We start from the raw sequence: 23864 nt of genomic DNA, 5'->3' as shown, positions 1-23864 counted from the left end.
GAACCGTGCCCCTCGTCCAGATCACCCTCGCCCGCGGGCGCACCCCCGAGCAGCTCGCCGCGCTCGGGGAGAAGGTGACGGCCGCCGTGTCGGAGGCCGTCGGCGCGCCGGCGGGCAACGTCCGCGTCGTCGTCACCGAGTGCGAGCCCGAGCACTGGTTCGTCGGCGGTGAGTCGCTGGCCGAGCTGCGGGCGTCCGGGCGGCGGTAGGGCGACTGGAGCGACGGGAGGGCAGGGCTGATGTGGGTCGCTCTCGGCGATCCCGGGGGCCGCACCGCGTGGACGGTCGCGAGCCCGGACGGCCGGGAGTTCGCGGTGTTCGTGCCCGACGACGGGGCGGTGCGGGTGACCGACGCCGGTTGCCCGCACCGGGGCGGGCCGATGGTGGAGGGCCGGATCCGTGACGGCGAGGTCCGCTGCCCGTGGCACTGGTACCGCTTCGACCTCGACACCGGGGCGTGCCACACCACGGACCAGCACCGGCTCGGCGTGTACCCCGTGGTCGAGCGCGACGGTGCACGGTTCGCCGACGTGGGCGAGCCGCCCCCCGCGCTGTCCTGGTCGGAGCGTCTGCGGTCGCACGCGCGGGGGGAGTGACCGCTCGCGCTCTACCTAGATAGACTTCTCGGGTGACCGGGCCCAGGATGACCCCGCAGACCGCGGCGGTCCTGGGTGCCCTGCTCGACCGCGAACGGGCCTGGGGCTTCGAGATCGGACGCGCGACCGGCCTGAAGGCGGGCACGATCTACCCGATCCTCGCCCGTCTCGTCGCCGCCGGGTGGGTGGAGGACGTCTGGGAGGACCCGGAGGTCGGGCGGGCCGAGGGCCGCCCCCCGCGCCGGTACTACCGGTTGACGACGACGGGTCGGGCCCGGGCCGTCCACGCGACGGCGGCGGGACCGGCGGCACCGGGCGCGGTCGGCGACGCCCTGCCGGGGGCCTCCTCGTGAGCGCCGCGCGCCCACGCCTCTGGCTCGCGCCGTTCGTCCTGGTGACGGTGGCGCTGGTGCTCGCGCCGCGGGTGACCGACCCGGCGCTGGCCCGGGCGTGGGGTGTGCTGGCGTCGTTCCTGGTGGCCTCGGCCCTGCTGACGCTGGGCACCGCCCTGCGGGCGCCGCACCTCGACCGGCGGGCGCTGGCGCGGCTCGGCGGTCTGCTGCCGCCCGGCGCCCGCGAGGACTGGCGGGCGGAGATGGCCGCGGTGCTCGACGCGGTCGGCGACGGCCCCGGGCGCCGACGCGAGGTCCTCGGCTACCTCGTCGCGCTGCCCGCGACGCTCGTGTGCTGCTGGCGGCTGCACCGGTCGTCGCCGTGAGGCTGCACGGTGTCCGCCACCGTCATCGGGGCACGGGCTGGGTGCTCGACGGGGTCGACCTGCGGACGGTGCCGGGACGGCCCGTCGTCGTGACCGGGGGCAACGGCACCGGCAAGTCGACCCTGCTGCGGATCGCGGCCGGGGTGCTGCGGCCCACCGCGGGCGTCGTCGCGGGCCGACCGGCCGTCGTCGGTCTCCTGCCGACCCCGTTCCCGACGACGCGGCTCTCCGTCCGGCGCCTCCTGCACCACCTCGACGCCGTCCACGGTCTGCGGCGCGGGGCCGCCCTGGACGTCCTCGACCACCTCGGCGTCGACGACGACCTCGACGGCCCGGTCGACGGGCTCTCGGCGGGCACCCGGACGAAGGTGGGGCTGGCCCAGGCGCTGGCCGTCCACCGTGGTCTCGTGGTGCTCGACGAGCCCTGGACGGCGCTCGACGACGAGGCGGCGGACGCCGTGGGCGCCCTGCTCGCGGCCCCGGCGCCCCGGGAGGTCCTCGTCGCGGACCACTCCGGCCGGGCCGCGGCCCTGCCCGGCGCCGTGGTGCACCGGCTCGCGGACGGGACGCTCACCCGGGTCGTGCCCCGACCGGTCGGGCGGACCCGGATCGCGGTGTCGTGCGACGGCCGTACCGCCGCCGCCCTGCCTCCGGTCACCACCCGCCGCCACGAGGGCGACGTCCTCGTCGTCACCGTCCCGGCCCCCGACGTCGACCGCTGGCTCGCGTCGGCCCTCGCCGCGGGGTGCTCGGTGGTGGACGTGACGCGCCTGCCGGAGCGCACCGCGTGATCGCGGGCGACGTCCGGCGGCTCCGGGCCCTGGCCGCGCTCCGTCTCGCGGAGATCGTCGGGGGCCAGCGCTGCCTCGTGCCGATGGTGCTCTTCGCGGTGCTGGTGGTCGTGCTCGTGGTGAACGACCCGTCGCCCGCGCCGGGGCCGTGGCCGGTCACGGCCCCGGCGCTCTGCGCGGCGAGCGCCTGGCTCACGGTCGCGGCGACGGGGACGGGGGAGCTCCGCCCGGTCGCGGCGGCCGCCGTGGGCGGTCCGGGGCGGTGGGTCGCGGCGACGGTCGTCGCCGCGACGGTACTCGCGCTCGGGCCGGTGCTGCTCGCCGTCGGACTCCCGGCGGTCCTGCACGGGGGCTTCCCGCCGGCGACGGTCGGCGGTGCCGTGCTCGCGCACGTCACGGCAGCGGTGGCGGGGACCGCGGTCGGGCTGGTGTGTGCGCCGCCGGTGGTCCCGCGCCCCGGAGCGAGCGCGGCGGCGGCGTTCGTCGTGGTGGTCGGTGTCGCGACCACGCCCTGGCTGCCGCCGGTGGGGACGACGGTGCGGGCGGTGGACGCGGGCGGTGTCCGACCGGTGGACCTCGTCGTGGCCGTCCTCCTGCTGGTCGCGGCGGGGACCGTGTGGTGGGTCGTGGCGCGACGCCGCGGGTGAGGGCCGCGTAAGCGGAAGCGTGCTCCCGTTTGCGGTGTTACGGTCGGTGGTGCCGCCGTCGTGAGGAGTCACCACCGTGTCCGTCGAGGCCAGCGAACTGCCCCTGCACGTCCAACGCGACCAGTTCGACCCGCCCGCGGAGATCAGCGCGCTGCGCGACCGACCCGGGCTGGAGCGCGTGCACGACTCGCTCGGCCGCGAGGCGTGGCTGGTCACCCGCTACGACGAGGCCCGCGAGGTGCTGGGCGACGCCACCCGGTTCTCCAACCAGCGGGTGCCCGTGGTGCCGATGCCGGGGATCGACCCCGAGCAGATGCGGGCCGGGCAGCTGCTGGCCCTCGACCCGCCGGAGCACACGCGCCTGCGCCGCCTGCTGACCGGCGAGTTCACCGTCAAGCGGATCAAGCGGCTGCAGCCGCGCGTGCAGGAGATCGTGGACGAGCACCTGGACGCCATGGCGGCCGCCGGGCCGCCCGCCGACCTCGTCACCGACTTCGCGCTGCCGATCCCGAGCCTCGTCATCTGTGAGCTGCTCGGGGTGCCCTACGACGACCGCGACGACTTCCAGCGGCGCGCCTCCCAGCAGATCGACCTGACGCTGCCGATGGCCGAGCGCGGGAAGGTCGCCCTCGAGTCGCGGGAGTACATGGGCGGCCTGGTCGACCGGGCGGTGGCCGACCCGGGCGACGACCTGCTGGGCATGCTGGTGCGCGAGCACCGCGACGACGTGACCCGCGACGAGCTGATCGGCATCGCCTCGCTGCTGCTCATCGCGGGCCACGAGACCACGGCGAACATGCTGGCGCTGGGCACGCTCGCGCTGCTGCGCCACCCCGACCAGGCCGCGGTCCTGCGCGACGACCCGGAGGCCGTCGCCCCGGCCGTCGAGGAGCTGATGCGGTTCCTGTCGATCGTGCACGCGGCGGTGCCGCGGGTCGCGATCGACGACACCGAGGTGGGCGGTCAGCCGATCGCGGCGGACGACATGGTGCTCGTCCAGCTCGCGGCCGCCGACCGGGACCGGGCGCTCGCCGAGGACCCCGACCACCTCGACGTCGGCCGCGCCGCCGCCCCGCACGTCGCGTTCGGGCACGGCGTGCACCACTGCCTGGGCGCGCCGCTGGCCCGGATGGAGATGGCGACGGCCTTCCCCGCGCTGCTGCGCCGGTTCCCGACGCTGGCCCCGGTGACCGACCTCGCCCGGGCCGACTTCCGCGAGGGCACGTTCATCTACGGCATGCGGAGCCTGCCGCTCACCTGGTGAGCCCGACCCCGCACGGCGGCCGTCGTCGTGATCGGGGAGGGTGCGTGCCGTGCACCTGGCGACGTTCAACCTGTTGCACGGCCGCTCCCCAGCCGACGGCGTCGTCGACCCCGCCCGGCTGCGCGCGGCGGTCGCCGCCCTCGACGTCGACGTGCTCGCGCTGCAGGAGGTCGACCGGGGGCAGGACCGCAGCGGCCACGTCGACCAGACGTCGCTGGTGGCGGGCGCGCTCGGGGCCGTCGACGCCCGGTTCGTGCCGGCGCTCGTCGGCACGCCGGGGCAGTCCTGGCGCCCGGCCGAGGTGGGGGACGCCGACGCCGAGCCGACCTACGGCGTGGGCCTGGTCAGCCGGCTCCCCGTGGCGCGCTGGCGCCGGATCGCGCTCGGGTCCTCCCCGGCGCGGCTGCCGCTCCTGATCGACGCCCGGCGTCCCGCCCTCGTGCGCGACGAGCCCCGGGTCGCCGTGGCCGCCGAGCTCGCCGGGACGGGCCCGGTCGGCACGGTGGTGGCCACGCACCTGTCGTTCGCCCCGGGGGTGAACGTGGTGCAGCTCCTGCGCCTGGCCCGTGCGCTGCGCGACGCCCGGCCGCCCGTCGTCCTGCTCGGGGACCTCAACCTCCCGGGTCCGGTGCCGCCGGCGGTGCTGCCGGACTGGCGGTCGCTGGCGCGGGCCGCGACCTTCCCGGCCGAGGACCCCCGGGTGCAGCTCGACCACGTGCTCGCGCGGGACGCGGACGCGCTGGAGGTCGTCCGCGCCGAGGCCGTGCCGTCGGCGGTCTCGGACCACCGGGCCCTGGTGGTCGAGGTGGTCAGGGCACGACCGTGACCGGCCACTTCCCGGCCTTGATCAGCCGCCCGGCGAGGGAGCCGACGAAGCGGTGGCCGGCCTTCATCGAGGCGCCGACCACGACGGCGTCGGCCCGCAGCTCGTCGGCGGCGCGCACGATCTCGATGTAGGGGTCGCCGTGCACGGCGATCAGCCGCGCCTCCATCTCGATCCGCCGGAGGTACTCCTTCGCCTGCTCGTGCAGGTCGCTGGCCAGCTCCTGGGCCGACTCCGCGAGCACCGTGACCGCGTCGGCGGACATCCCCGAGAGCGCCGGCGTCGTCGTCACCGTGATGACGACGAGCTCGGAGCGCTGCCTGCGTGCCAGACCGACCGCATAGGCCCCCGCCCGCAGGGACGTCGTCGACCCGTCGACGGCGGCGAGGATCAGCGACGGGCCGTCGGTGCCGAGCTCGAACTGACTCACGGCGCCCATCCTGCCCCTCACCGGGGGCTCAGTGCTCGGGTTCGTGCCCCTGCGCGGTCGCCCCCGTCGTCGTGACCTCGCCGGTCCAGCCGCAGCCCGCGCACCAGCAGTAGAAGCGGCGCTCGTCGCCCTCCCAGAACTCGCTCGCCAGCTCGAGGGTCGCCGCGCACGCCGGGCAGTACCGCGGCTGGTCGCGGCGGTGGGCCTCGGCGTCGGCGGCGAACCGGCGGTCGGGGACGGTCACCGCGGGACGAGCCCGGAGTCGACCTGGGCCTCGGTGCCCGGCTCGAGGGTCGCGGTGCCGATGCCGCCCGCGGGCGTGACGGAGTCGCGGCCGGCGGCCTTGTCCTTGCCCACCTGCTCGGCGGCCGAGAGGTGCACCTTGCGGATGGTGTCGAGCATCGGGGAGAACCGGGTGGACCCCATGTCACAGAAGTCGAGCGCGAACTGGGCGCCGCCGGCGTGGAACTTGTCCTTCTCGCACGGCAGGTCGATGCGCTCGTGCGGCTCGCGGACGGTGCCGAGCGGGTCCTCGCCGTTCTCCACCGCCGCCATCTGCTGCTTGAACATCTTGCGCAGCATCGACACCCCGATGTCCGACCGGCCCAGGTGCTCGGTGGTGCGGTCGGTGATCGGCCCCTGCGTCGCCCAGGCCATGATGTCCTGGCCCTCGACGTAGTTGACGACGTGCCGGCCCTCGTCGTCGAACACGGGAATCCGGTAGTCCGGGATCGCCGGCTGCTCGATCGGCTCGTAGCCCTCGGGCGCGTGGACGGTGTAGAGCATGAACCGCGTCGTGGTGCGGTTGATCGGCACCCGGATCTGCATCTGGTGGATGCCGCCGCCGCCGACGCGCATGTTGTACGGGAAGACCAGCGGGTGGCCGACCTTCCAGTCGTCGTTGTCCTCGCTGGCGCCGGAGAGGATGCGGCGCTTGATGATCCCGTACTCGAAGGCGTCGAAGCCGATGCGCTGGTGGCGCTTGCCGAACGACGCCGGGGCCGTGAACCCCTCGTGCGCGCCGATGAACTCGAAGTAGCGGCCGTGCAGGTGCTCGACGTGGTGCGGGTCGACCGCGTTCTCCATGATCTGCACGTAGTTGCACGGGACGTCGGCCCAGCCGATGTCGCGGAACCCGTCCATCACGTAGACGTCGAAGCGGGGGAGCAGCGGTGCCGGGCCGGGCCCGACGTAGGCCCACACCAGCCCGCCCAGCTCCTCGACCTTGCCGGCGGTGGCCCGCACCCGGCCCTGGAAGTTCGTGTTGTCCTTCTCGGCGGGCTGGTCGACGCACGCGCCCTCGGGGTCGAACTTCCAGCCGTGGTACGGGCAGCGCAGCCCCTCGCCCTCGACGACGCCGTAGGCCATCGACGCCTTCCGGTGCGGGCACGGCTCCGGGATGATCCCGTAGCGGCCCGACGGCGAGCGCCACAGCGCGAAGAACTCGCCCAGCAGCTCCACCCGCTTGACCGGGAACTCCGCCATCTCGCGCGCGAACGCCACCGGGTACCAGTAGCGCCGCAGGACCTCGCCCATGCGGGTCCCGGGTTCGACGGCGGTGAGTTCGTCGTTCTGCTCGGCGGTCAGCACGGCGGCCTCCAGGCGGTGTCGTGGCGGTGTCGTGGTGGTGCCCGTCACGGTAGGGAGCGCCCGGTGGTGGGCGGAAGCGCGCTGTGCCGCAGCGCGGGACACGGGCCGCTCCCGAGGTGCACGTCAGGCAGCCCCGGCGGCCCGGCGGGCTGTCCGACGTCGACCTCGCGAACGTGTGACCCGCTGCTCCGTCCGCGAGATTCACGTCAGGCAGGCCAGGCGGCCCGGCGGGCTGCCTGGCGTCACCCTCGCGGGCGGAGGAGCGGGCAGGGGAGCGGCGCCCTCAGTGCTCGCCGCGGTTCAGCCGGGTCAGCATCCGGTTGTAGGCGGCGAGGGCCTCGTCGTCGTCGTCGAGGTCCGCGGCCCGGTCCGTAGGGGTAGCCCCGGTCTGCTCGGCGAACGCGTCCCGCCGCGCCGACTCCAGCCACGGCCCGAAGTCGACCTTGGCCGACGCGTCCGTGACCCACAGGCGCCCGAGCAGCACCATGATCACCATCATCAGGCCGTCGCCCACGACCCACATGAGCGCGCCCCCGAGGTGCACGCCCTCGAGGTCGTAGGAGGGGAACATCGTCGCGGGCGCCTGCATCAGCACGACCCCGACGAGGGTGTCCACCCCCATCGCGAGCGCCATGAGCACGTAGCGCACGAAGTAGGCCGGACGGTTCGGCAGCAGGTCGACGCCGATCGCGACGTGGAAGAACAGGATCCCGGCGACCAGGTAGAGCGCCTGCTCGGCGTGGTGCAGCGCCATGGACGCCGCCATCGCCTCCATGAACCCCGTCAGGTGGGTCAGCACGATGACCAGCGCGTAGACCACCAGCACGGTGCCCGGGAAGAAGAGCGCCCGGGACGCCCGCGAGTCCAGGGCCGCGTCGAACCGGGCGCCCGCGCGCTCCGGCAACGCCGAGCGCAGCAGCTCCAGCGGGTGCGCCGCGACCCAGAACGCCGGCACGACCATGATCAGCGCCAGGTGCATGACCATGTGCACCGCGAACGCCTGGTGCCCGAACACGGCGATCCCGGAGTTCCAGGTGACCACCGCCGCGGCGATCGCGGCCAGGAAGGACACCGTCCGCCGTACCGGCCACGCCCCGTGCCGGCGCGCGGCGGCCAGGTAGAGCCCCGTCAGCACCAGGAGCACCGCGTTCACACCCCAGGCGGGCGACCACGTGGTGATCACGTCCGCCCACGCCGGACCCGGGGTCGGCCCCAGTGGCATCTGCACGCAACCATTTTGCGCCCCTCCCGGGACGGGAGCAGGATGCGGCTCCGTGCGCGGGTACGGGTTCGTCGCGGTCGGTGGTCCGGAGCAGCAGGCGTGGATCGAGGTGGACGAGCCGACCGCGGGGCCGGGCGAGCTCCTCGTCGCGGTCCGGGCGGCCGGGGTGAACCCGGGGGACTGGAAGGTCCGCGACGGGTCCTACGGCATCAGCGGGCCGGCCGTGCTGGGGCGCGAGGTCGCCGGCGCCGTCCTCGAGGTCGGCGCCGGGGTGACCGGTTTCGGCGTGGGCGACGAGGTCTTCGGCGGCTGTCCGGACATGCAGGGCGGGTGGGCGCCGCGGGCCCGGGTGACGGCGGGCTTCGCCGCGCAGCGTCCCACGGCCGTCAGCCCGGAGGACGCGTCCGCCCTCCCGGTGGCCGCCGGCACCGCGTGGGACGCGCTCGAGCAGCTCGACCTCGCGGCCGGGAGCACGCTGCTGGTCAACGGTGGGGGCGGGGGCGTCGGCATCCCAATGATCCAGCTCGCCGCCGCCCGCGGCCTCCGTGTCGTGACGACGGCGAGCCCCGGCAAGCACGCGATGCTCAGCGGCTTCGGGGCCACGCCGGTCGCGTACGGCGACGGCGTGGTCGACCGGCTCCGCGAGGTCGCCCCGGACGGCGTGGACGGCGTGTTCGACCTCGTGGGCGGGGACGCCCTGCGCACCGTCGCCCCGCTGCTGACCGACCCGTCGAAGCTGATCTCGGTGGCCGACTACGGCCTGTCGACCGAGCTCGGCGGGCAGCAGATCGTGCGTGACCGCAGCACCGCCGTGCTCGAGCGCCTCGTCGGGCTGGTCGCCGACGGCACGCTCGACCCGCACGTCACCGACGTCCGGCCGATCGACGAGGTCGAGACCGCCCTCGCGCTGGTCGAGAGCGGCCACGCGACCGGCAAGGTGATCGTCACCGTCGGCTGACGAAGCGTCGTTCCTGCCGCTGGACGCCAGGAACGACGCTTCGCTGCCGTGACTAGGTGGGGAGGGCCGACATCGACTGCCACTCCTGCCAGGTGAGCGACCAGTCGTAGATGTCGGTGCGCGGCATCGGCACCGGGCTGCCCGTCACCTCCACCGGGTCGCCGAACATCGCCGTGTCGAAGTACGCCTCCGCGTCCTTCGTCGACAGGTTCACGCAGCCGTGGGTGACGTTCTCGTTGCCCTGCGCGCTGGTCGACAGCGGGTTCGCGTGGATGAACTCGCCGTTGTTCGAGATCCGGACCGCCCACTTCTCCGGCACGTTGAAGTAGCCGTACTCGGGGTTGGTCATGAGCTTCGTGGCCTCCTTGCTCATGACCACGTGCACCCCGTTGGTGGTGTTGCGGTTCGGGTCCGACCCGAGCCCGTAGCTCGCCGGGACCGTCATCACCGTCTGCCCGTCGCGCACCACGACCATCTGGAACGAGTTGACGTCGGCCTTGACGATCTGCGAGCGCCCGATCGTGAAGTGCGAGGTGACGTTCGCGGTGCCCCACGTGCCGCCGCCGACGTCGACCCCGACGAGGTTCGCCGCCACGTCGACCACCGTGCCCGGCTTCCAGTACTCCTTCGGCCGCCAGTGCGCGCGCGAGGCCTGCTCGGCGTCGGGCAGCCACGCCCAGGAGCCCTCGGTGGGGACCGACGTGCGGACCTGCAGCGCCCGCTGCGCGGCGGCCTTGTCGGTGACCTCGCCGTTGAACTGCACGATGATGGGCGCGCCCACGCCCACCGTCGCGTCGTCCGCGATGTTGATGTTCGCCGCGATCTTCCGTTGCGGCGTGACCGTGCTGAAGGAGCCGGAGACCGGCGTCGGCGCGCCCGCCGCGTCGACCGCGACGCCCTTCCACGTGTAGGTGGTGCCGTAGGCGAGGGTCCCGGTGGAGGTCCACCCGTCGGCCGTCGGCCGTCCGGGCACCGCCTTGCCGTCGGCGCCCATCAGGGCGACGTCGGTGAGCCGGCCCTGCGCCACCGTCACGACGGCCGGCGCGGCCGGCGCCACGTCCGTCGCCCCGTTCGCCGGGCTCAGCGTGACCTGGGCCGTCGGCGCCGCCGGGGCCTCCGACCCCACCTGCGCCGAGGCGCCGGTCGTCGGGCCCGAGGCCCGCTCCACCGTGCCCCACACCGTGATCGCGGCCAGCGCCACCGCGAACGTCACCATCAGCCCGAGCACCGCGCGCCCGAGTGCCATGCCAAACCCCCAGCCGTTCCCCGCGTGCCCCCGCCGGCACGCCGTAGATACGGACGCCCGCGGGGGCGTCCGGTTCCACCATCGTGCACCGGGGGACCGACGGTCACCGGGTGCCACCCCGGTGACCGCGGCGACACGACGCGCCCGACGGGCTACCGGCCCGGGATCGGCTTCCCGGAGAACAGGTACTTCTGGGCGAGGGCGACCGGGTCGTAGGCGGGAGCCGCGGCCGTCGCGGGCTCGACGGTGGTGACCGGCCGGGTCTGCACGATGCACACCGGATCCCCGGCCCGGCGGTGCCGGCCGATGACCCACTCCACGTCCACCGGGTGGCCGTAGTGCTCCTCGATCGAGGTCACCGCGGCGCTGATCGCGGCGACCTGCTCGTCGTCGAGGACCCGGCGGTCCGCGAGCTTCGCCGGCATGTCGATCTCGGTGACGGCGCCGACGGCGAAGTCGAACGCCGACACCACCTTCTTGTGGGCGACGTCGTAGCGCAGCAGTCGCCCGTCGGCCTTGCCGACCTCGACGTGGTCGGGGTCGACCAGGCCCTGCACGATCGCCTCGCCCCAGCCCCAGCTGGTCTCGATCACGATGCGGTCCCGCTTGCCGGTCACCGGGTGCACCGAGAAGGCGACCCCGGAGGCGCGGGCGTGGATGAGCTCGATGACGCCGACCGCGATGGGCATCTCGTGGTGGCTGATGCCGCGCCGCAGCCGGTAGGCGAGGGCCCGCGCCGTGAACAGCGAGCCCCAGCACCGGCGGACCGAGTCGACGACCCGCTCGATGCCGGAGACCCCGAGGTAGGTGTCGAAGATGCCGGCGAAGGAGGCGTCGGCGGCGTCCTCCCCGGTGGCCGAGGACCGGACGGCCACCGGCACGTTCACGTCGACGCAGCGCAGGCACAGTTCCTCGTAGGCCTCGGTGAGCCGCGCGGTGAGCGCCTCGGACACCGGGGTCGTGACGAACAGCTGCCGGACGGTGGCGGACGCGGCCTCCACCGCCCCGTCGTCGGGATCGGGCCCGAGGCCGGCCAGCACGGCGTCGATGCGGCCGTCCAGGCCGGACTCGGCGCAGTGGCGGCGGTAGGCCTCGACGGTGACCGCGAACCCCTGGGGCACCTGCACCCCGGAGGCCAGCAGCTCCGCCAGCCGGCCCATCTTCGCGCCGCCGCACGCGATCGCCTCCGCCGGCGCGACCTCGTCGAGCCAGGCGATCGCCTCGCAGCTGTGCCGTTCGGTCCCCACGGACCCCGGATCGTTCATGGCCGCCACCTCCGCCGTCCCCGACACCACCGTCATGCGTTGGCCCCCTCCACCGCCGGCGTCGCCACGTCGTCGGCCCGCGTCAGCACGGTGACGGTGCCCGTGGTGCCGTTCACCTCGACCTCGTCGCCGTCGTTGATCGACAGCGTCGCCACGCCGGTCGCGGTGACCGTGGGGACGCCGTACTCCCGGCCGACGATCGCGGCGTGCGAGAGCATCCCGCCGCCGTCGCAGACCGCGCCGGCGATCTTGCCGAACGCGGGGGTCCAGTTCGGCGAGGTCGACTCGCACACCAGGATCGAGCCGGGCTCGAGGCGGTGCAGCTCGTCGGAGGACTGCAGCACGCGGGCGATGCCGCGCGCGGTGCCCTTCGCCGCGGCCACGCCGGTGATCGTCGTCTGCGCGGCGGCGTCGGGGTTCTGCACCGCCCGGATCGAGTTCGGGTTCAGCCCGAAGATCTCGATGAGGATCGGGTCCTCGACGGCCTCCGGGATCGTCCCGAGCACCTTCGGCATCTCGCCGCGCCGGTCGTGCCACTCGTCGAAGTACTGGCGTCGGGCCTCGACGAGCGAGCGCAGCCCGGCGTCGTAGGGCTTCTCGCCGGTGGCGACGTCCATCAGCTCGGGCCAGAAGAGGTACAGCATGTCGTCGTGCCGCTCGGCCTTGACCCGCTGCGCGAGCTCCTGGCAGCCCCACCGCAGTGGCAGCATGACCTTGAGGTCGATGTAGTAGTTGTGGTCGTCCTGCCACCAGGGGAAGTTCGCCTCCTGGTTGGAGGCGAGCCCGGCGTCGAAGACGGCCTGCTCCTCGCGGGTCAGCCCCGCGCGGGCGTTGTCGATGGCCTCTTCGCGCTCGGCGAGGGCGTTGCGCGCGGCGGCCTCGAAGTCGTGCTGGTCGCGGCGCTGCAGGAAGGTCTTCACGAGGTCCAGCGGGATCGTGTTGTCCTCGATCCAGCTCGGCACGCCGACGTCGCAGGTCGCCTCCGCGCGCCAGCCGTAGGTCTGCAGGAACGCGTCGAACTCGGTCAGCCAGACCGACGCCGCCCCGCCCTGACGCCCGAGGGCGGCACGGAGCTGCGAGCCGGTGTGGGCCTCGAACACCGGCTCGAGCCCGGCCGCGCGGGCCTTCATCGCCAGCCCGTAGAGCAGGCGGTCGGTCTCCATGATCTTGGTGTCCTCGCCCTGGAGGAACTTGCCGATCTCGTTGGGGTCGATCCCCATGTCCGCGCACGCCCCGTAGAAGCCGAGGAAGTTCGCGAGCAGCGGGTACATGACGCCGAAGTGGATCTCCATCGACCGCTTGTGGTAGCGGCGGCCCTTGACCAGCAGCTCGGGGAGCTCGTCGCCGCGGGCCTGCGTGAAGTCGACGCCGCGGAAGTACGACCAGGTCCGCTCCAGCTCGTCGCGCCCGCCCTCCCAGATGGGTCGGTAGTTCTGCAGGAAGTGGGGGAGGTTGGTGGCGATGCGGCCGGCGCGCGCCTCGATCTCGCGGGGGTCGGTCTCGGGCAGGGCGCTGCCGTAGAGGTGGGTGCCGGCGAACCGCGCGCTGACCCCGCGGCCCGGGGGCAGCGGCAGGGATTCGGCGGCGTGCTGGGTGCCCCAGCAGTAGCCGTCGCCGCTCCAGAGGGTCGCGCCGAGCGGGGTGAGCCCACGCGACCAGTGGAAGTCGAGGAACCAGAACTGGTTCTCGTCACCGGGCTTGAACGGGCCGGCCGGGTCGACGATCCAGGGCATGTCGAAGTACTCCGGCTTGTAGCCGGGGTACCACTCGCCCGTGCTGTAGGCGTCAACCGGGACGACGTTGGCCATCGGTTCCTCCTCGAAGAGATCGAGCCGACCGTGATCCAACCTCAAGAGTGACGCAAGCAACACGTTCCCGGGGACGGAACGTTGCGGGGGCGCGAACGGCGACGGTCACAGCCCGCCACCGCAGCCCCTACGGTCGGTCCGATGAGGGCACTGCTGCTCGACATCGGGGGCGTCCTGCTCACCTCGGGCCACGAGCGCATGGCGACGCTCGCGGCCCCGCCGGAGTTCACCGAGGTGCGCGGCGTGCTCGGTCCGCGGCCCGACCCGGCCTGGGACGACGTGCTCGCCGGCCGGGACCGCGAACGCGCCTACTGGGCGGCCCGCGCCGCGGAGTACGGCGAGCTGACCGGGGGCTCCGGCACGGTGCCGGAGCTGATGGACGCGCTGTACGCGGACGACGAGCCGTTCCGACCCGAGGTGATCGCGCTGATGGACGACGCGCACGCCGCCGGCCTCGCCGTCGCCGCCCTCACCAACGACCTGGCCGCCTTCCACGGCGACGCGGACCTCACCCGTCACCCGGTCCTCGGCCGGTTCGACACGATCGTCGACGGCTCCGTGACCGGCGTGCTCAAGCCCGACCCGCGCGCCTACGCGGGCGCGCTGGGCGCCCTCGGCCTGCCCGCGGGGGAGGTCGTCTTCGTCGACGACATCCCCGGCAACTGCGCCGGGGCGCGTGACGCGGGCCTGGTCACCGTCGAGGTCGACCTGCGCGACCCGTCCGCGGCCGTCGAGCGTGCCCGTGAACTCCTCGCCCTGCGAGCCGCGGCATGAGCCGCCCCGACGGACGGTCCGGGACCGCCGTCGTCGTCGGCGCCTCGGGTGCGCTCGGCTCGGCGATCGCGGAGCGGCTCCACCGGGCCGGGCTCACCGTCGTGGCCGTCGCGCGCACCCCGCCCGAGCCGGCGTCGGGCACGGTCCCGTGCGCCGCGGATATCGGCGACGACGCGGCGGTCGCGGCGATCCGCGACGCGGTCGACGAGCTGGACGCCCCGGTGCGCATGGTGGTGCAGGCCGCCGGGCTCCCCGCTGCGGGACCACTGCCGACGATCGACCCGGCTGCGCTGGGCACGGCCGTCGCGCTCAAGGTCGGCGGCATGCTGCGGCTGGTCCGGGCCGTGTCGCACCGGCTGCGGGCGGGATCGCGGCTCGTGGCGCTCGGCGGGCACTACGGCAGCGAGCCGTCCCCGCACACGTGTGCGGCCGGGGTGACGAATGCGGCGCTCGCGAACCTCGTCCGCCAGCTCGCCGACCACCACGGGCCGGACGGGGTCACCGCCCACCTGGTCGCCCCGGGGCCCGCCGACACCGACCGGCTGCGGCGGCTCTCGCAGGCCCGGGCCGACGACCGCGGCGTCGACGTCTCGGTGATCCTCGACGAGCGCCGGGCCGAGTCGCCGCTGTCCGCGCTGGTGACCCCCGCGCAGGTGGCCTGGGCGGTCGCGACGCTGCTCGACCCGGAGGCCGACGCCCTCACCGGCTCCACGCTGGCCCTGGACGTCGGTGCCCGTCGGGGGCTGTTCTAGCTCAGGCCCGCCTCCGCCACCAGGCGGTGGAACAGCGCTCCCGGGTCGATGCCGTCGTCCCGCGCGGCGAACCACTCCCCGATGCGGCGGACGTCCCGGACGAGGACGTCGGACCCGTGCGGGTTGCCGACGAGGTCGACGACCTGGGGGAGGTCGATCAGCACGACCCGTCCGTCGTCGACGAGGACGTTGTAGGCGGACAGGTCGCCGTGCGTCCAGCCCAGCCGCGCGAGCCCGAGCAGGGCCTCGGTGAGCTGGTGCCACCAGTCGTGCAGCTCGGCGGTCGTCGGGCGGGTCGCCGCCAGCCGGGGTGCCGCCGTCCCCGACGGATCGCCGAGGAACTCGAGCAGGACCTCGGTGCCGTCCAGCGAGACCGGGTAGGGCACGGGCACACCTGCGGCGTGGGCCGTGCCGAGGGCGCCGAACTCGGCGTGGGCCCACTGCCCGGCGAGCAGGTCACGGCCGAACGCGGTCCGGTGGGTCATGGCCCGCATCTCGCGGGACCGCCGGACGCGGCGGCCCTCCAGGTACGCCGCGTCCCGGCGGAAGGCCCGGTGCTCGGCCGAGCGGTACCGCTTGGCGGCCAGCAGACAGGCGGGCCCGTCCGGGACGGCCCGTTCCAGGAGGTGGACGTCGGCCTCCTTGCCGGTCTTGAGGACGCCGAGCTCGGTGTCGACCGCGCCCTCGTCGGTCACGAGCCATCGCGGGACGGGGCGGGGACCGCGGGTCGCGTCGGCCCAGGTGGACCAGCGGTCGCCCGTGGGCGGGCCGTCGACCTCGACCTCGACCTCGGGCTCGAACTCGGCCTGCCGACGGCGGTCGGGGGGTGGTGCGTCGTCGTCGTCGAACCGTCGACGGCGGCGGGACATGCGTTCGTGCACTCGAGGACTCCTCGCGCGGGTGGGTCACCCTGCGCGGGAGCGGTTCAGCGCAGGGTGTGGATGCGGCGGGGGCGGGGCGCGACGGAGCGCGCCCGCGGCGGGGCGACGGTCGACACGGGGCACTCCTCTCCTCGGTCCTGGGCGTCCCCGGTGGCGGGGCGCCTCGGCGGGCATTCACGCACGCGGGGCGCGCGGGGCGCGAGCGATTTCCTCACTCCGGGACCGGCGCGCCGGCCGGGACGCCGGCGGCGACGTAGTCGTCGAAGTGCCGCCGCCAGGCCGGCGTCGGGCCGCCAGGCGCCTCCGGGGTGCGTCCGGCCAGGGCGACGTCCAGAGCCTCGAGGCACACCTCCCAGCCCGCGGCGCTGCGGGCGGCGGTGTCGCGGTCGGCGAGGATGGTGGTGAAGGTCAGTCGGCTGCCGGTGCGCAGCGGGCTCACCTCGAACCGCAACTCGTCGCCCTCCCACGTGAACACCAGGGACGACGGCGGGTCGCACACCAGGACCGTCCCGCTCCCGCCGTCGCCCTCCTCGGCGAAGGTGAAGGCCACCGTCCCGCCCGAGGTGGGGGTCCCGGCGTCGGGGAAGGACACCCGCGCGGGGAACCAGGCGGTGAGCTCGGTCGGGTCGCTGACCGCGGCCCAGACCCGCTCGACGGGGTCGGGGTACTCGCGGACGAACCGCAGGGCGGGGCGGGCGTCGATCTCGAGATAGGTGCCGGTGGTCATCGGTCCTCCCGGGTGTCGTGCAGGTGCGTGCCGAGGCGGGCGAGGGCGTCCGACCAGAGCGCCCGGTAGGGCGCGAGCCAGGTCTCGAGCTCGACGATCGGGCGGGGGTCGAGGGCGTAGACGCGGCGTTGGGCGTCGACCGTCGCGTGCACCAGGCCGGCCCGGCGCAGGGTCGCGAGGTGCTTCGAGGCGGCCGGCTGGGCGATGTCGAGCCGGTCGACGAGCTCGCCGACCGCGTGCGGCCGCTCCCGCAGCACGTCGAGGATCGCGCGCCGGGTCGGATCGGCCAGCGCGGTCCAGGTGCTCACGCCGGGCAATATGCCATTTGAGGAATATGCCTGTCGAGGTATGCAGGCAACCCGGGCCCGCGCGCCGCGTCCCTGGATCGAAACAGCACCGCGGGGTGGGCCGGGCCCGGCGGTGGGCGGGCGGGCCGGCGCGACGGGGGATCTCGGGTGGCGGTGACGGACCCGGAACGGGGGACGGCGGGCGACCGGGCGGCGGCGTGGATGACGCGCCGGCTCAGCTCGATGGCCACGGTGTACGTGACCGTGGGGCTCTCGGTGCTCTGGATGGTGCTGGGGGCCCGCGGGGTGCTCGGCTTCGACCCCTACCCGTACCCGGTGCTGCTCTTCGTCGGGAACGTGGTGCAGCTGCTGCTGATCTTCGTGATCCTGGTGGGGCAGCGCACGCTGTCGGCGGCGGGGGAGCGGCGCTCGCAGCAGACCTACGACGACGCCCAGGCCATCCTGCGCGAGTGCCACCGGCTGCAGGCGCACATCGACGAGCAGGCCCGCGTCCTCAACCGGGCCGCCGCGCCCCGCGACCGGCTCGATCCCTGCGACACCGCGCCGATCCTCATTGCACCGCCCGCCACCGTGGAGCCGGCCGCCGCCGGGAGGAACCGTCGGCTCGCCGCGTGGTTGATGCAGTGGCTCGGGTCCACCGCCGCCGTGGTGTGGACCGCGGTGATCGTGTTCGGCTGGATGGGCCTCGCCCTCGCGGGCGTGGTCCCGGACCCCTACCCGTTCCCCTTCCTGCTGTTCTGCTCGTCGCTGGCGCAGCTGGTGTTCATGTTCCTGATCATGGTCGGGCAGGACGTGCTCGGGGAGGCGTCGGACCGGCGGGTGATCCAGACGGCGAACCACACGGCGGTCGTGCTCCAGCAGTGCCGCCACCTGCGCCAGCACCTCGTGGCGCAGGACCGGCTGATCCTGTCGCTGGTGGAGACCCTTCCCGACGACGGTCCCGGCGGGGCGCCCGCCCCGCGCGCGGCCGACGAGCACACCGCCCGGGCGGAGCGGCCGTAGGCTCGCGGACGTGACGTCGCTCGACGAGGACACGAGGGCCGACGAGCTCGTGCGGGCCGAGGAACGGGCCGAGGAACTGTTCGCCGAGATCACCCGGCGCGGACTCGTGGCGCCCGGCGCCTGGGAGTCCGAGGTCAGCCGGGCGGTGCGCGACCTGGGCGCCGAGCTGTTCGGGACCTCCCGGTACTGGCACAAGCGGGTCGTCCGGTCCGGCGAGAACACGCTGCAGCCGTACCGGGAGAACCCGCCCGACCGGCGCATCGGCGACGACGACATCGTCTTCGTCGACCTCGGTCCGGTGTTCGCGGAGTGGGAGGCCGACGTCGGGCGCACGTTCGTGCTCGGCGACGACCCGCACAAGCACCGTCTCGCGGCCGACCTCGACGCCGTGTGGTCGGCGGGCCGGGCGTTCTACGAGGCCTCGCCCGAGGTCACGGCGGCCCAGCTGTACGAGCACGTGTGCGGGCTCGCCGCCGACCATGGCTGGACCTTCGGCGGCGCGCACAGCGGGCACCTGGTCGGCGAGTTCCCGCACGACCACATCGACCCGGGCCGCCGGCACAGCTACATCACCACCGGCAACGACGTCGCCCTGCACCACGCCCGCGACGAGGCCGGCCGGCGCTGCCACTGGATCCTCGAGGTGCACCTCGTCGACCCGGAGGCCCGGATCGGCGGGTTCACCGAGCAGCTGCTGTCGCTGCGTCGCTAGCTAGAGCCGGGACGAGCGCGCCACGATCTCGTCCCGACGACGGGTCGCGGCGGGCACTCCGCCGATCGCCCAGTCGTCCGGGGGCACCTGGACGACCCGGCCGCGCACCCGCGAGCGGGTGACGCCGAGGACGTCGCACAGCACGTCGGTGAGCTCGGCGAGCAGCCGGTGCCGCTGGTCGACGGGGCGTCCCTCGAGGACGGCGGCGGCGAAGTAGGGCGCGGGGTCGCCGTCGACCGCCGCCGGCACGCCGCCGGTCATCCAGTGCTGCGGCGCGTGCATCGTCACGAAGGCCCGGACCCGGTCGATCGGGGACTCCAGCACGGCGGCGTAGCGCTCGCTGACCCGCCGGAGCAGGTCCTCGATCCGGCGGTCGTCGTGGGCGCCCTCGACCAGGTGGATCTCGACGACCGGCATCAGCCCTCCTCGCGGGCCCGCGCCAGCTCCAGCGCCACGTCGATGATCATGTCCTCCTGGCCGCCGACGAGCCCGAGCTCGCCGCAGCGGCGCAGGATCTCGTGGGTGGGCACCTTGTAGCGCTCGGCCGCGTGCTCGGCGTGGAGCAGGAAGCTCGAGTACACCCCGGCCCAGCCCTGGACGATCGCGTTGCGGTCCATCTTCGGCCAGCGGTGCAGGTAGGGCCGGACGACGTCCTCGGCGGCGTCGAGCAGCCCCATCACGTCGAGCCCGGTCGAGATCCCCAGCCGGTCGAAGACGGCGGCGAGGACCTCGGTCGGGGAGTTCCCCGACCCCGCGCCCAGCGCGCACAGCGATCCGTCGATCTCCTTGACGCCCACCTCGGCGGCGATCACGGAGTTCGCGACGCCGAAGGAGAGGTTCTGGTGCCCGTGGTAGCCGACCCAGGCCTCGTCGCCCACCTCGGCCACGAGCGCCTCGAACCGCGCGCGGGCCTCGTGCATGAGCAGCGCGCCGGCCGAGTCGGTGACGTAGGGGCACTGGCACCCGGCGTCGACCATGATCCGAGCCTGCTTCGCGAGGTCCTCCGGCGAGGTCCGGTGGGCCATCATGAGGAACCCGACGGTCTCCATCCCCAGCTCGCGGGCGACCCCGAAGTGCTGCGGGCTGACGTCGGCCTCGGTGCAGTGGGTGGCCACCCGCACGACCTCGGCGCCCGCGTCGTGGGCGCGGCGGAGGTCGTCGACGGTGCCGATCCCGGGCACGAGCAGCACCGCGATCCGGGCCGTCCGCGCCTCCTCGCGGGCGGCGGCGATCAGGCGCAGCTCGTCGGTGTGGGAGAAGCCGTAGTTGAACGACGACCCGCCCAGGCCGTCGCCGTGGGTCACCTCGATGACCTCGACGCCGGCGCGGTCGAGGGCGCGGACGGTGTCGCGGACCTGCTGCTCGGTGAACTGGTGGGCCTGCGCGTGCGAGCCGTCGCGGAGCGTGGTGTCGGTGATGCGGACGTCGTGGCGGATCTCGGGCCGGCTCATGCCGCCACCCCCGCTCCCAGCTCGGCGGCGAGCAGCTCGCCGACGCGCGTGGCGGCCGCCGTCATGATGTCGAGGTTGCCGGCGTACTCGGGCAGGAAGTCGCCCGCCCCGCGGACCTCGAGGAAGCTCGCGACCCGGCCCCGGCCGCCCCACTCCGGGCGTGGGGGGTCGAATTGCGGATGGGCGCGCAGCGTGTAGCCCGGCACGTACTCCTGCACCCGCGCCACCATCGCGTGGATCGAGCCAGCGATCGCGGTGGTCGTCGCGTCGTCGTAGACCTCGCCGGGAATCGCGCAGTAGACCGTGTCGCGCATGATCATCGGCGGCTCGACGGGGTTGAGGATGATGATCGCCTTGCCGCGGGCGGCGCCGCCGACCTCCTCGACGGCGCGGGCGGTGGTCTGGGTGAACTCGTCGATGTTCGCGCGCGTCCCGGGCCCGGCCGAGCGGGACGCGGCGGAGGCGACGATCTCGGCGTAGGGGACGTCGACGACCTGCGACACCGCGGCCACCACCGGGATCGTCGCCTGGCCGCCGCAGGTGATCAGGTTGACGTTCACCGCGTCCAGGTGGTCCGGCATGTTCACCGCCGGACAGACCATCGGCCCGAGGTGCGCGGGCGTCAGGTCGACCGCGCGGATGCCGGCGGCCGCGTAGCGCGGGGCGTTCGCCGCGTGCGCCCGCGCGGAGGTGGCCTCGAAGACGATGCGGGGGAGCGGGTCCTGCGCGAGCAGCCAGTCGACCCCCTCGGCCGAGGCCGGGATGCCCGCCGCGCGGGCCCGGTCCAGCCCCGGGGACTCGACGACGCCCACCATCGCGGTGACCTCGATCGACGACGTGCGCGCCAGCTTGGCCAGCAGGTCGGTGCCGATGTTGCCCGGGCCGACGATGGCCGCGGGGACCTTGTCGCTCATGCGCCGACCGTGGCACGGACCGGCGTGACCCGGGAACGGCTCCGTTCGCGACACGGCAAAGCCCGGATCGTCCGGATCGGACGTGGTTGACATCACGCGGGGCGGTAACCCCCGGGGTACAGGCCCGCACGACCTCGGCTTCCGGGAGCCCCCATGAACACCCCCAGCCTCACCGCCGACCACAAGGTCGTCGTCGTCCACCGGGTCGGCGCCGTGGTCGTCGCGCTCGTCATCGCCACCTTCGGCGTCCTCGGCTTCGTCGGGGGCCTGGGCTTCTTCGACACCGACGGCACCCCGGTGCTCGGACTGTCCTCGAACGGCCTGCTCTCGACGATCTCGATCGTCACCGCGCTGGTACTGGTGGCGGCCGCGCTCCGCGGGGGACGGCTGTCGTCGACGGTGATGATCGTGGTCGGCACGCTGTTCCTGATCTCGGCGTTCGCCAATCTCGCGGTCATGGCCACGCCGTACAACCTGCTGGCCTTCCGGCTGCCGAACGTCTTCTTCTCGATCGGCGCCGGCCTGGTGCTGCTCATCCTCGGCAGCTACGGCCGGGTCAGCGCGAAGCTCCCCGCCGACAACCCCTACCGGACGTCGGGCGCGGACGACGAGGCCCGCTCGGCCGACCCCGAGGCCACGCTGCCCTCGCGCCCGCACACCCGCGCCGAGATGCGCGCCGACCGCGAGATGGCCGAGGCCTCCCGCGCCGCCGTCAGCGGCACGGCGACCCCCGACCAGCGGCGTCGGCTCGCCGAGATCGACGCGCTCCGGACCCACGAGGACCGGCGCGAGCGCTGGATGGCCACCGAGCAGGGGCACGACCGCGGGTCCGCCATGGCCTAGGTGGGCCGAGGGACCCCGCCGGTCGGAGGGGTGAGTCCTCTCGGACCGGGTCGCGTCGGGTCCGCGGCCCGACCGCGGGACCGTGCCGACCTGTCGTCGGGAACGCATGGCTGATAGACCATGGGACATGGCCGCCCCGGTGACGCAGGACCAGGACACCGTGCGCGTGGAGGTGGACGGCCCCACCGCGCGGGTCGTGCTCACCGCCGCCCGCCGCCGCAACCCGCTCTCGGTCGCGACGATGCGCGCCGTCACCGCGGGTCTGCGGGAGGTGTCGGCCACCGAGGGCGTCCGGGTCATCGTGATCGCCGCCGAGGGCCCCGCCTTCTCGGCCGGCCACGACCTGTCCGAGATGGTCGACCGCACGCTCGCCGAGGAGCGCGAGGTCTTCGGGGTGTGCACCGAGATGATGAAGGCGGTGCACGACGTCCCCCAGCCGGTGATCGCCGCCGTCCAGGGCATGGCGATCGCGGCCGGGTGCCAGCTCGTGGCCACGGCCGACCTCGCCGTGGCCGCCGACCACGCCGTGTTCGGGACGCCCGGCGTGAAGATCGGGCTGTTCTGCTCCACCCCGATGGTCGCGGTCAGCCGCGCCATCGGCCGCAAGCGCGCGATGCAGCTGCTGCTCACCGGGCAGACGATCGACGCCGCGACGGCCGTCGAGTGGGGCCTGGTCAACGAGGCCGTGCCCGCCGACGCGCTGGACGCGCGGGTCGCCGAGCTCGCGGGGCAGGTCGCCGATGCCAGCAGCGTGACGCTGCGGATCGGCAAGGAGGCGTTCTACCGGCAGGTCGACCTCTCCGAGGACGAGGCCTACGCCGAGATGAGCGAGGTCATGGCCACCAACGCCATGACCTGTGATGCCCAGGAGGGCATGTCGGCCTTCCTGGAGAAGCGCCGGCCCGTCTGGCAGCACCGCTAGTCACGTCCGCCGAGCACGATCGAGGCAAAGGAGCCTGCCCTCATGTCGTTCCCCGGTCTGCAGCACGTCGCCGTCACGGTGTCGGACCTGCAGCGTTCGACCGAGTGGTACTCGAAGCTCTTCGGCGCCGACCCCGTCCTGGACGAGGACGAGGAGGGCGGCGAGTTCCACCACACGGTCTTCGCGCTGGACGGCGGGATGCTCTTCGGCCTGCACACCCACCACGGCCGGGAGTCCAAGGACACCTTCGACGAGCGCCGCACCGGCCTGGACCACGTCGGGTTCGCCCTGCCGGACTCGGCGTCGCTGGAGCAGTGGGGCCGCAGGCTCGACGAGCTGGGCATCTCCCACGGCGGCGTCAAGCAGGCCGGTTACGGCTCGGGCATCTCGTTCCGCGACCCCGACGGCATCGCGCTCGAGTTCTTCATCGCGCCGGGGACGTAGGTCCCGGCCCGCTCACGGAACGAGCGAACGGCACTCTCGCAGCATCTATGTGCGCGAGAGTGCCGTTCGTTCATGTCGGGGGAGCCGGTCAGCGCCGCCGCAGGAGCTGCGCGCCGATCACGAGCAGCGGGGCGAACGAGATCAGGCTGCCGAGCGCGACGCCGGGGGTGCCGAGCAGGCCGGGGAGCACGACCATCGCAGCGGTCCCGAGCACCGGCAGGGCGAGCAGCCACCAGCTGGTGGCCCGGGCGTAGGCCAGCGCGGCGACCACGAGCGCGATCCCGAGGAAACCGACGAACTTCCCCGACCACAGCCACGTCGTCATCCAGAGGTCCGACCCGGCCGCCTCGAAGATGGCCGCCGCCTGGTCGCGCGGCACCGCCCGGCCGATGGCGGTCGCGTACCAGTCGCCGAGCAGCAGGCCCGAGATCTGGATGGCGCAGAACGAGGTCAGCACGGCGACCGCGCCGACCACGCCCCGCCCCCGCCCGCCCCGCACCAGGGCCGGCACGGCGAGGATCCCGAGCGCGAAGAGCACCCACGAGTAGTGCAGCAGGCCGGCGGACAGCGCCGTCAGCCACGGCGTCGCGGCCAGCGAGGCGACGTAACCGGCCGTGGTGCCGTCCTCGCCGGGCGGGATGGTGAGCATGCCGCCCGTGAGCAGCAGCGGGGAGACGATCAGCGCGATGCCCCCGGCGCTGGTCAGCAGATTCCGGCGGGCGGGGGCGACCGGGGTGGCGGTGAGCGTGGTGGTGGGGGCGTCCAGCGTGGTCATG

General features: G+C 74.3%; 30 protein-coding genes. 16 read left to right on the top strand and 14 right to left on the bottom strand.

Annotation, left to right across the window (positions count from 1 at the left end; all coding sequences use genetic code 11):
• The first annotated feature begins 5 nt into the window (after nt 1–5).
• From ACQPYX_RS19530 to ACQPYX_RS19495, 8 genes are all read left to right on the top strand, one after another.
• A complete protein-coding gene (locus ACQPYX_RS19530) occupies nt 6–209 on the top strand; it encodes a 2-hydroxymuconate tautomerase (RefSeq protein ID WP_286055050.1) in 204 nt (67 codons plus the stop codon).
• A 30-nt stretch (nt 210–239) separates the two neighbouring features.
• Complete coding sequence (locus tag ACQPYX_RS19525; RefSeq protein WP_433798957.1) at nt 240–596, top strand: Rieske (2Fe-2S) protein; 357 nt, start codon at nt 240–242, stop codon at nt 594–596.
• 32 nt (nt 597–628) lie between these two features.
• Complete coding sequence (locus ACQPYX_RS19520; RefSeq protein ID WP_433798956.1) at nt 629–949, top strand: PadR family transcriptional regulator; 321 nt, start codon at nt 629–631, stop codon at nt 947–949.
• Nucleotides 946–1314, top strand: a complete 369-nt coding sequence (locus ACQPYX_RS19515) for a hypothetical protein (protein ID WP_433798955.1) — start codon at nt 946–948, stop codon at nt 1312–1314. The genes ACQPYX_RS19520 and ACQPYX_RS19515 overlap by 4 nt, the downstream gene beginning before the upstream one ends.
• Nucleotides 1311–2105, top strand: a complete 795-nt coding sequence (locus ACQPYX_RS19510) for an ABC transporter ATP-binding protein (RefSeq protein ID WP_433798954.1) — start codon at nt 1311–1313, stop codon at nt 2103–2105. The genes ACQPYX_RS19515 and ACQPYX_RS19510 overlap by 4 nt, the downstream gene beginning before the upstream one ends.
• The gene (locus tag ACQPYX_RS19505; protein ID WP_433798953.1) at nt 2102–2752 is read left to right on the top strand and encodes a hypothetical protein; all 651 of its coding nucleotides are present in this window, start codon (nt 2102–2104) and stop codon (nt 2750–2752) included. The genes ACQPYX_RS19510 and ACQPYX_RS19505 overlap by 4 nt, the downstream gene beginning before the upstream one ends.
• A 76-nt stretch (nt 2753–2828) precedes the next feature.
• On the top strand, nt 2829–4016 hold the full coding sequence (locus ACQPYX_RS19500; RefSeq protein ID WP_433798952.1) for a cytochrome P450: 1188 nt from the start codon (nt 2829–2831) through the stop codon (nt 4014–4016).
• A 49-nt stretch (nt 4017–4065) separates the two neighbouring features.
• Nucleotides 4066–4842 carry an endonuclease/exonuclease/phosphatase family protein gene (locus tag ACQPYX_RS19495; RefSeq protein ID WP_433798951.1) on the top strand — a complete coding sequence of 259 codons (777 nt, stop codon included), beginning with the start codon at nt 4066–4068 and terminating at the stop codon, nt 4840–4842.
• Here the strand turns inward: ACQPYX_RS19495 and ACQPYX_RS19490 are convergent.
• The 4 genes from ACQPYX_RS19490 to ACQPYX_RS19475 all read right to left on the bottom strand — a co-directional run bounded on the left by ACQPYX_RS19490 (nt 4826) and on the right by ACQPYX_RS19475 (nt 8081).
• Nucleotides 4826–5278 carry a universal stress protein gene (locus tag ACQPYX_RS19490; RefSeq protein WP_433798950.1) on the bottom strand — a complete coding sequence of 151 codons (453 nt, stop codon included), beginning with the start codon at nt 5276–5278 and terminating at the stop codon, nt 4826–4828. The genes ACQPYX_RS19495 and ACQPYX_RS19490 overlap by 17 nt on opposite strands.
• 19 nt (nt 5279–5297) lie before the next feature.
• Nucleotides 5298–5513, bottom strand: coding sequence for a hypothetical protein (locus ACQPYX_RS19485; protein WP_433798949.1), 216 nt, complete (start codon nt 5511–5513; stop codon nt 5298–5300).
• Nucleotides 5510–6907: a Rieske 2Fe-2S domain-containing protein gene (locus ACQPYX_RS19480; protein WP_433798948.1), complete on the bottom strand. Its 1398-nt coding sequence runs from the start codon at nt 6905–6907 to the stop codon at nt 5510–5512. Before ACQPYX_RS19480 ends, ACQPYX_RS19485 begins: the two co-directional genes overlap by 4 nt.
• A 235-nt stretch (nt 6908–7142) precedes the next feature.
• Entirely contained in the window at nt 7143–8081 is a 939-nt protein-coding gene (locus tag ACQPYX_RS19475) for a cytochrome c oxidase assembly protein (RefSeq protein WP_433803763.1), read from the bottom strand.
• Nucleotides 8082–8133: 52 nt separating this feature from the next.
• Here ACQPYX_RS19475 and ACQPYX_RS19470 point away from each other — a divergent pair, with 52 nt between their 5' ends.
• Nucleotides 8134–9039: an NADP-dependent oxidoreductase gene (locus ACQPYX_RS19470; RefSeq protein ID WP_433798947.1), complete on the top strand. Its 906-nt coding sequence runs from the start codon at nt 8134–8136 to the stop codon at nt 9037–9039.
• Between the two features lie 52 nt (nt 9040–9091).
• On the opposite strand, the gene ACQPYX_RS19465 is transcribed toward ACQPYX_RS19470, so the two are convergent.
• The 3 genes from ACQPYX_RS19465 to ACQPYX_RS19455 form a co-directional block, all read right to left on the bottom strand.
• Complete coding sequence (locus ACQPYX_RS19465; protein ID WP_433798946.1) at nt 9092–10285, bottom strand: L,D-transpeptidase; 1194 nt, start codon at nt 10283–10285, stop codon at nt 9092–9094.
• A 152-nt stretch (nt 10286–10437) separates the two neighbouring features.
• Complete coding sequence (locus ACQPYX_RS19460; protein WP_433798945.1) at nt 10438–11550, bottom strand: PEP/pyruvate-binding domain-containing protein; 1113 nt, start codon at nt 11548–11550, stop codon at nt 10438–10440.
• A 32-nt stretch (nt 11551–11582) separates the two neighbouring features.
• On the bottom strand, nt 11583–13358 hold the full coding sequence (locus ACQPYX_RS19455; RefSeq protein WP_433798944.1) for a PEP-utilizing enzyme: 1776 nt from the start codon (nt 13356–13358) through the stop codon (nt 11583–11585).
• Nucleotides 13359–13499: 141 nt separating this feature from the next.
• Between ACQPYX_RS19455 and ACQPYX_RS19450 the strand changes: the two genes are divergently transcribed.
• Nucleotides 13500–14132, top strand: a complete 633-nt coding sequence (locus tag ACQPYX_RS19450; protein ID WP_433798943.1) for an HAD-IA family hydrolase — start codon at nt 13500–13502, stop codon at nt 14130–14132.
• Nucleotides 14129–14884, top strand: coding sequence for an SDR family NAD(P)-dependent oxidoreductase (locus ACQPYX_RS19445; protein ID WP_433798942.1), 756 nt, complete (start codon nt 14129–14131; stop codon nt 14882–14884). The genes ACQPYX_RS19450 and ACQPYX_RS19445 overlap by 4 nt, the downstream gene beginning before the upstream one ends.
• On the opposite strand, the gene ACQPYX_RS19440 is transcribed toward ACQPYX_RS19445, so the two are convergent.
• From ACQPYX_RS19440 to ACQPYX_RS19430, 3 genes are all read right to left on the bottom strand, one after another.
• A complete protein-coding gene (locus ACQPYX_RS19440) occupies nt 14881–15753 on the bottom strand; it encodes a serine protein kinase RIO (RefSeq protein WP_433803762.1) in 873 nt (290 codons plus the stop codon). The two genes, ACQPYX_RS19445 and ACQPYX_RS19440, sit on opposite strands and share 4 nt — an antisense overlap.
• Nucleotides 15754–15976: 223 nt before the next feature.
• Entirely contained in the window at nt 15977–16492 is a 516-nt protein-coding gene (locus ACQPYX_RS19435; protein ID WP_433798941.1) for an SRPBCC family protein, read from the bottom strand.
• Complete coding sequence (locus ACQPYX_RS19430) at nt 16489–16800, bottom strand: ArsR/SmtB family transcription factor (RefSeq protein WP_433798940.1); 312 nt, start codon at nt 16798–16800, stop codon at nt 16489–16491. Before ACQPYX_RS19430 ends, ACQPYX_RS19435 begins: the two co-directional genes overlap by 4 nt.
• Nucleotides 16801–16947: 147 nt before the next feature.
• Between ACQPYX_RS19430 and ACQPYX_RS19425 the strand changes: the two genes are divergently transcribed.
• Both ACQPYX_RS19425 and ACQPYX_RS19420 read left to right on the top strand, forming a co-directional pair.
• Nucleotides 16948–17802 (top strand): DUF1003 domain-containing protein, encoded by an 855-nt coding sequence (locus ACQPYX_RS19425; RefSeq protein WP_433798939.1) that lies wholly within the window; start codon nt 16948–16950, stop codon nt 17800–17802.
• Nucleotides 17803–17812: 10 nt separating this feature from the next.
• Entirely contained in the window at nt 17813–18514 is a 702-nt protein-coding gene (locus ACQPYX_RS19420; protein ID WP_433798938.1) for a M24 family metallopeptidase, read from the top strand.
• On the opposite strand, the gene ACQPYX_RS19415 is transcribed toward ACQPYX_RS19420, so the two are convergent.
• The 3 genes from ACQPYX_RS19415 to ACQPYX_RS19405 are packed head-to-tail and all read right to left on the bottom strand — an operon-like array spanning nt 18515 to nt 20879.
• The gene (locus ACQPYX_RS19415) at nt 18515–18931 is read right to left on the bottom strand and encodes a tautomerase family protein (RefSeq protein WP_433798937.1); all 417 of its coding nucleotides are present in this window, start codon (nt 18929–18931) and stop codon (nt 18515–18517) included. It lies immediately after the preceding gene.
• Entirely contained in the window at nt 18931–19965 is a 1035-nt protein-coding gene (gene dmpG, locus ACQPYX_RS19410) for a 4-hydroxy-2-oxovalerate aldolase (protein ID WP_433798936.1), read from the bottom strand. The genes ACQPYX_RS19415 and dmpG overlap by 1 nt, the downstream gene beginning before the upstream one ends.
• Nucleotides 19962–20879 carry an acetaldehyde dehydrogenase (acetylating) gene (locus ACQPYX_RS19405; protein ID WP_433798935.1) on the bottom strand — a complete coding sequence of 306 codons (918 nt, stop codon included), beginning with the start codon at nt 20877–20879 and terminating at the stop codon, nt 19962–19964. The genes dmpG and ACQPYX_RS19405 overlap by 4 nt, the downstream gene beginning before the upstream one ends.
• 153 nt (nt 20880–21032) lie before the next feature.
• Here ACQPYX_RS19405 and ACQPYX_RS19400 point away from each other — a divergent pair, with 153 nt between their 5' ends.
• The 3 genes from ACQPYX_RS19400 to ACQPYX_RS19390 all read left to right on the top strand — a co-directional run bounded on the left by ACQPYX_RS19400 (nt 21033) and on the right by ACQPYX_RS19390 (nt 23088).
• Complete coding sequence (locus tag ACQPYX_RS19400; protein WP_433798934.1) at nt 21033–21722, top strand: DUF4383 domain-containing protein; 690 nt, start codon at nt 21033–21035, stop codon at nt 21720–21722.
• Between the two features lie 127 nt (nt 21723–21849).
• The gene (locus tag ACQPYX_RS19395; RefSeq protein WP_433798933.1) at nt 21850–22644 is read left to right on the top strand and encodes an enoyl-CoA hydratase; all 795 of its coding nucleotides are present in this window, start codon (nt 21850–21852) and stop codon (nt 22642–22644) included.
• 42 nt (nt 22645–22686) lie between these two features.
• Nucleotides 22687–23088, top strand: coding sequence for a VOC family protein (locus ACQPYX_RS19390; protein WP_433798932.1), 402 nt, complete (start codon nt 22687–22689; stop codon nt 23086–23088).
• A gap of 88 nt (nt 23089–23176) precedes the next feature.
• Here the strand turns inward: ACQPYX_RS19390 and ACQPYX_RS19385 are convergent, their stop codons facing one another.
• Nucleotides 23177–23863 (bottom strand): hypothetical protein, encoded by a 687-nt coding sequence (locus tag ACQPYX_RS19385; protein WP_433798931.1) that lies wholly within the window; start codon nt 23861–23863, stop codon nt 23177–23179.
• Between the last annotated feature and the right edge of the window lies 1 nt (nt 23864).

It is taken from the genome of Actinomycetospora sp. CA-084318 (assembly GCF_050955885.1).
GTDB lineage: Bacteria > Actinomycetota > Actinomycetes > Mycobacteriales > Pseudonocardiaceae > Actinomycetospora.
This window is presented reverse-complemented; position numbering and strand designations above follow the sequence as displayed.

Excerpts from the sequence above, each read along its gene's own strand:
- ACQPYX_RS19525 (WP_433798957.1), top strand. The coding sequence starts at position 240 with ATGTGGGTCGCTCTCGGCGATCCCGGGGGCCGCACCGCGTGGACGGTC.
- ACQPYX_RS19490 (WP_433798950.1), bottom strand. The coding sequence starts at position 5,278 with ATGGGCGCCGTGAGTCAGTTCGAGCTCGGCACCGACGGCCCGTCGCTG.
- ACQPYX_RS19455 (WP_433798944.1), bottom strand. The coding sequence starts at position 13,358 with ATGGCCAACGTCGTCCCGGTTGACGCCTACAGCACGGGCGAGTGGTAC.
- ACQPYX_RS19445 (WP_433798942.1), top strand. The coding sequence starts at position 14,129 with ATGAGCCGCCCCGACGGACGGTCCGGGACCGCCGTCGTCGTCGGCGCC.
- ACQPYX_RS19385 (WP_433798931.1), bottom strand. The coding sequence starts at position 23,863 with ATGACCACGCTGGACGCCCCCACCACCACGCTCACCGCCACCCCGGTC.
- ACQPYX_RS19450 (WP_433798943.1), top strand. The coding sequence starts at position 13,500 with ATGAGGGCACTGCTGCTCGACATCGGGGGCGTCCTGCTCACCTCGGGC.
- ACQPYX_RS19465 (WP_433798946.1), bottom strand. The coding sequence starts at position 10,285 with ATGGCACTCGGGCGCGCGGTGCTCGGGCTGATGGTGACGTTCGCGGTG.
- ACQPYX_RS19400 (WP_433798934.1), top strand. The coding sequence starts at position 21,033 with ATGAACACCCCCAGCCTCACCGCCGACCACAAGGTCGTCGTCGTCCAC.
- ACQPYX_RS19415 (WP_433798937.1), bottom strand. The coding sequence starts at position 18,931 with ATGCCGGTCGTCGAGATCCACCTGGTCGAGGGCGCCCACGACGACCGC.
- ACQPYX_RS19395 (WP_433798933.1), top strand. The coding sequence starts at position 21,850 with ATGGCCGCCCCGGTGACGCAGGACCAGGACACCGTGCGCGTGGAGGTG.
- ACQPYX_RS19435 (WP_433798941.1), bottom strand. The coding sequence starts at position 16,492 with ATGACCACCGGCACCTATCTCGAGATCGACGCCCGCCCCGCCCTGCGG.
- ACQPYX_RS19460 (WP_433798945.1), bottom strand. The coding sequence starts at position 11,550 with ATGAACGATCCGGGGTCCGTGGGGACCGAACGGCACAGCTGCGAGGCG.
- ACQPYX_RS19390 (WP_433798932.1), top strand. The coding sequence starts at position 22,687 with ATGTCGTTCCCCGGTCTGCAGCACGTCGCCGTCACGGTGTCGGACCTG.
- dmpG (WP_433798936.1), bottom strand. The coding sequence starts at position 19,965 with ATGAGCCGGCCCGAGATCCGCCACGACGTCCGCATCACCGACACCACG.
- ACQPYX_RS19405 (WP_433798935.1), bottom strand. The coding sequence starts at position 20,879 with ATGAGCGACAAGGTCCCCGCGGCCATCGTCGGCCCGGGCAACATCGGC.
- ACQPYX_RS19475 (WP_433803763.1), bottom strand. The coding sequence starts at position 8,081 with ATGCCACTGGGGCCGACCCCGGGTCCGGCGTGGGCGGACGTGATCACC.
- ACQPYX_RS19440 (WP_433803762.1), bottom strand. The coding sequence starts at position 15,753 with ATGTCCCGCCGCCGTCGACGGTTCGACGACGACGACGCACCACCCCCC.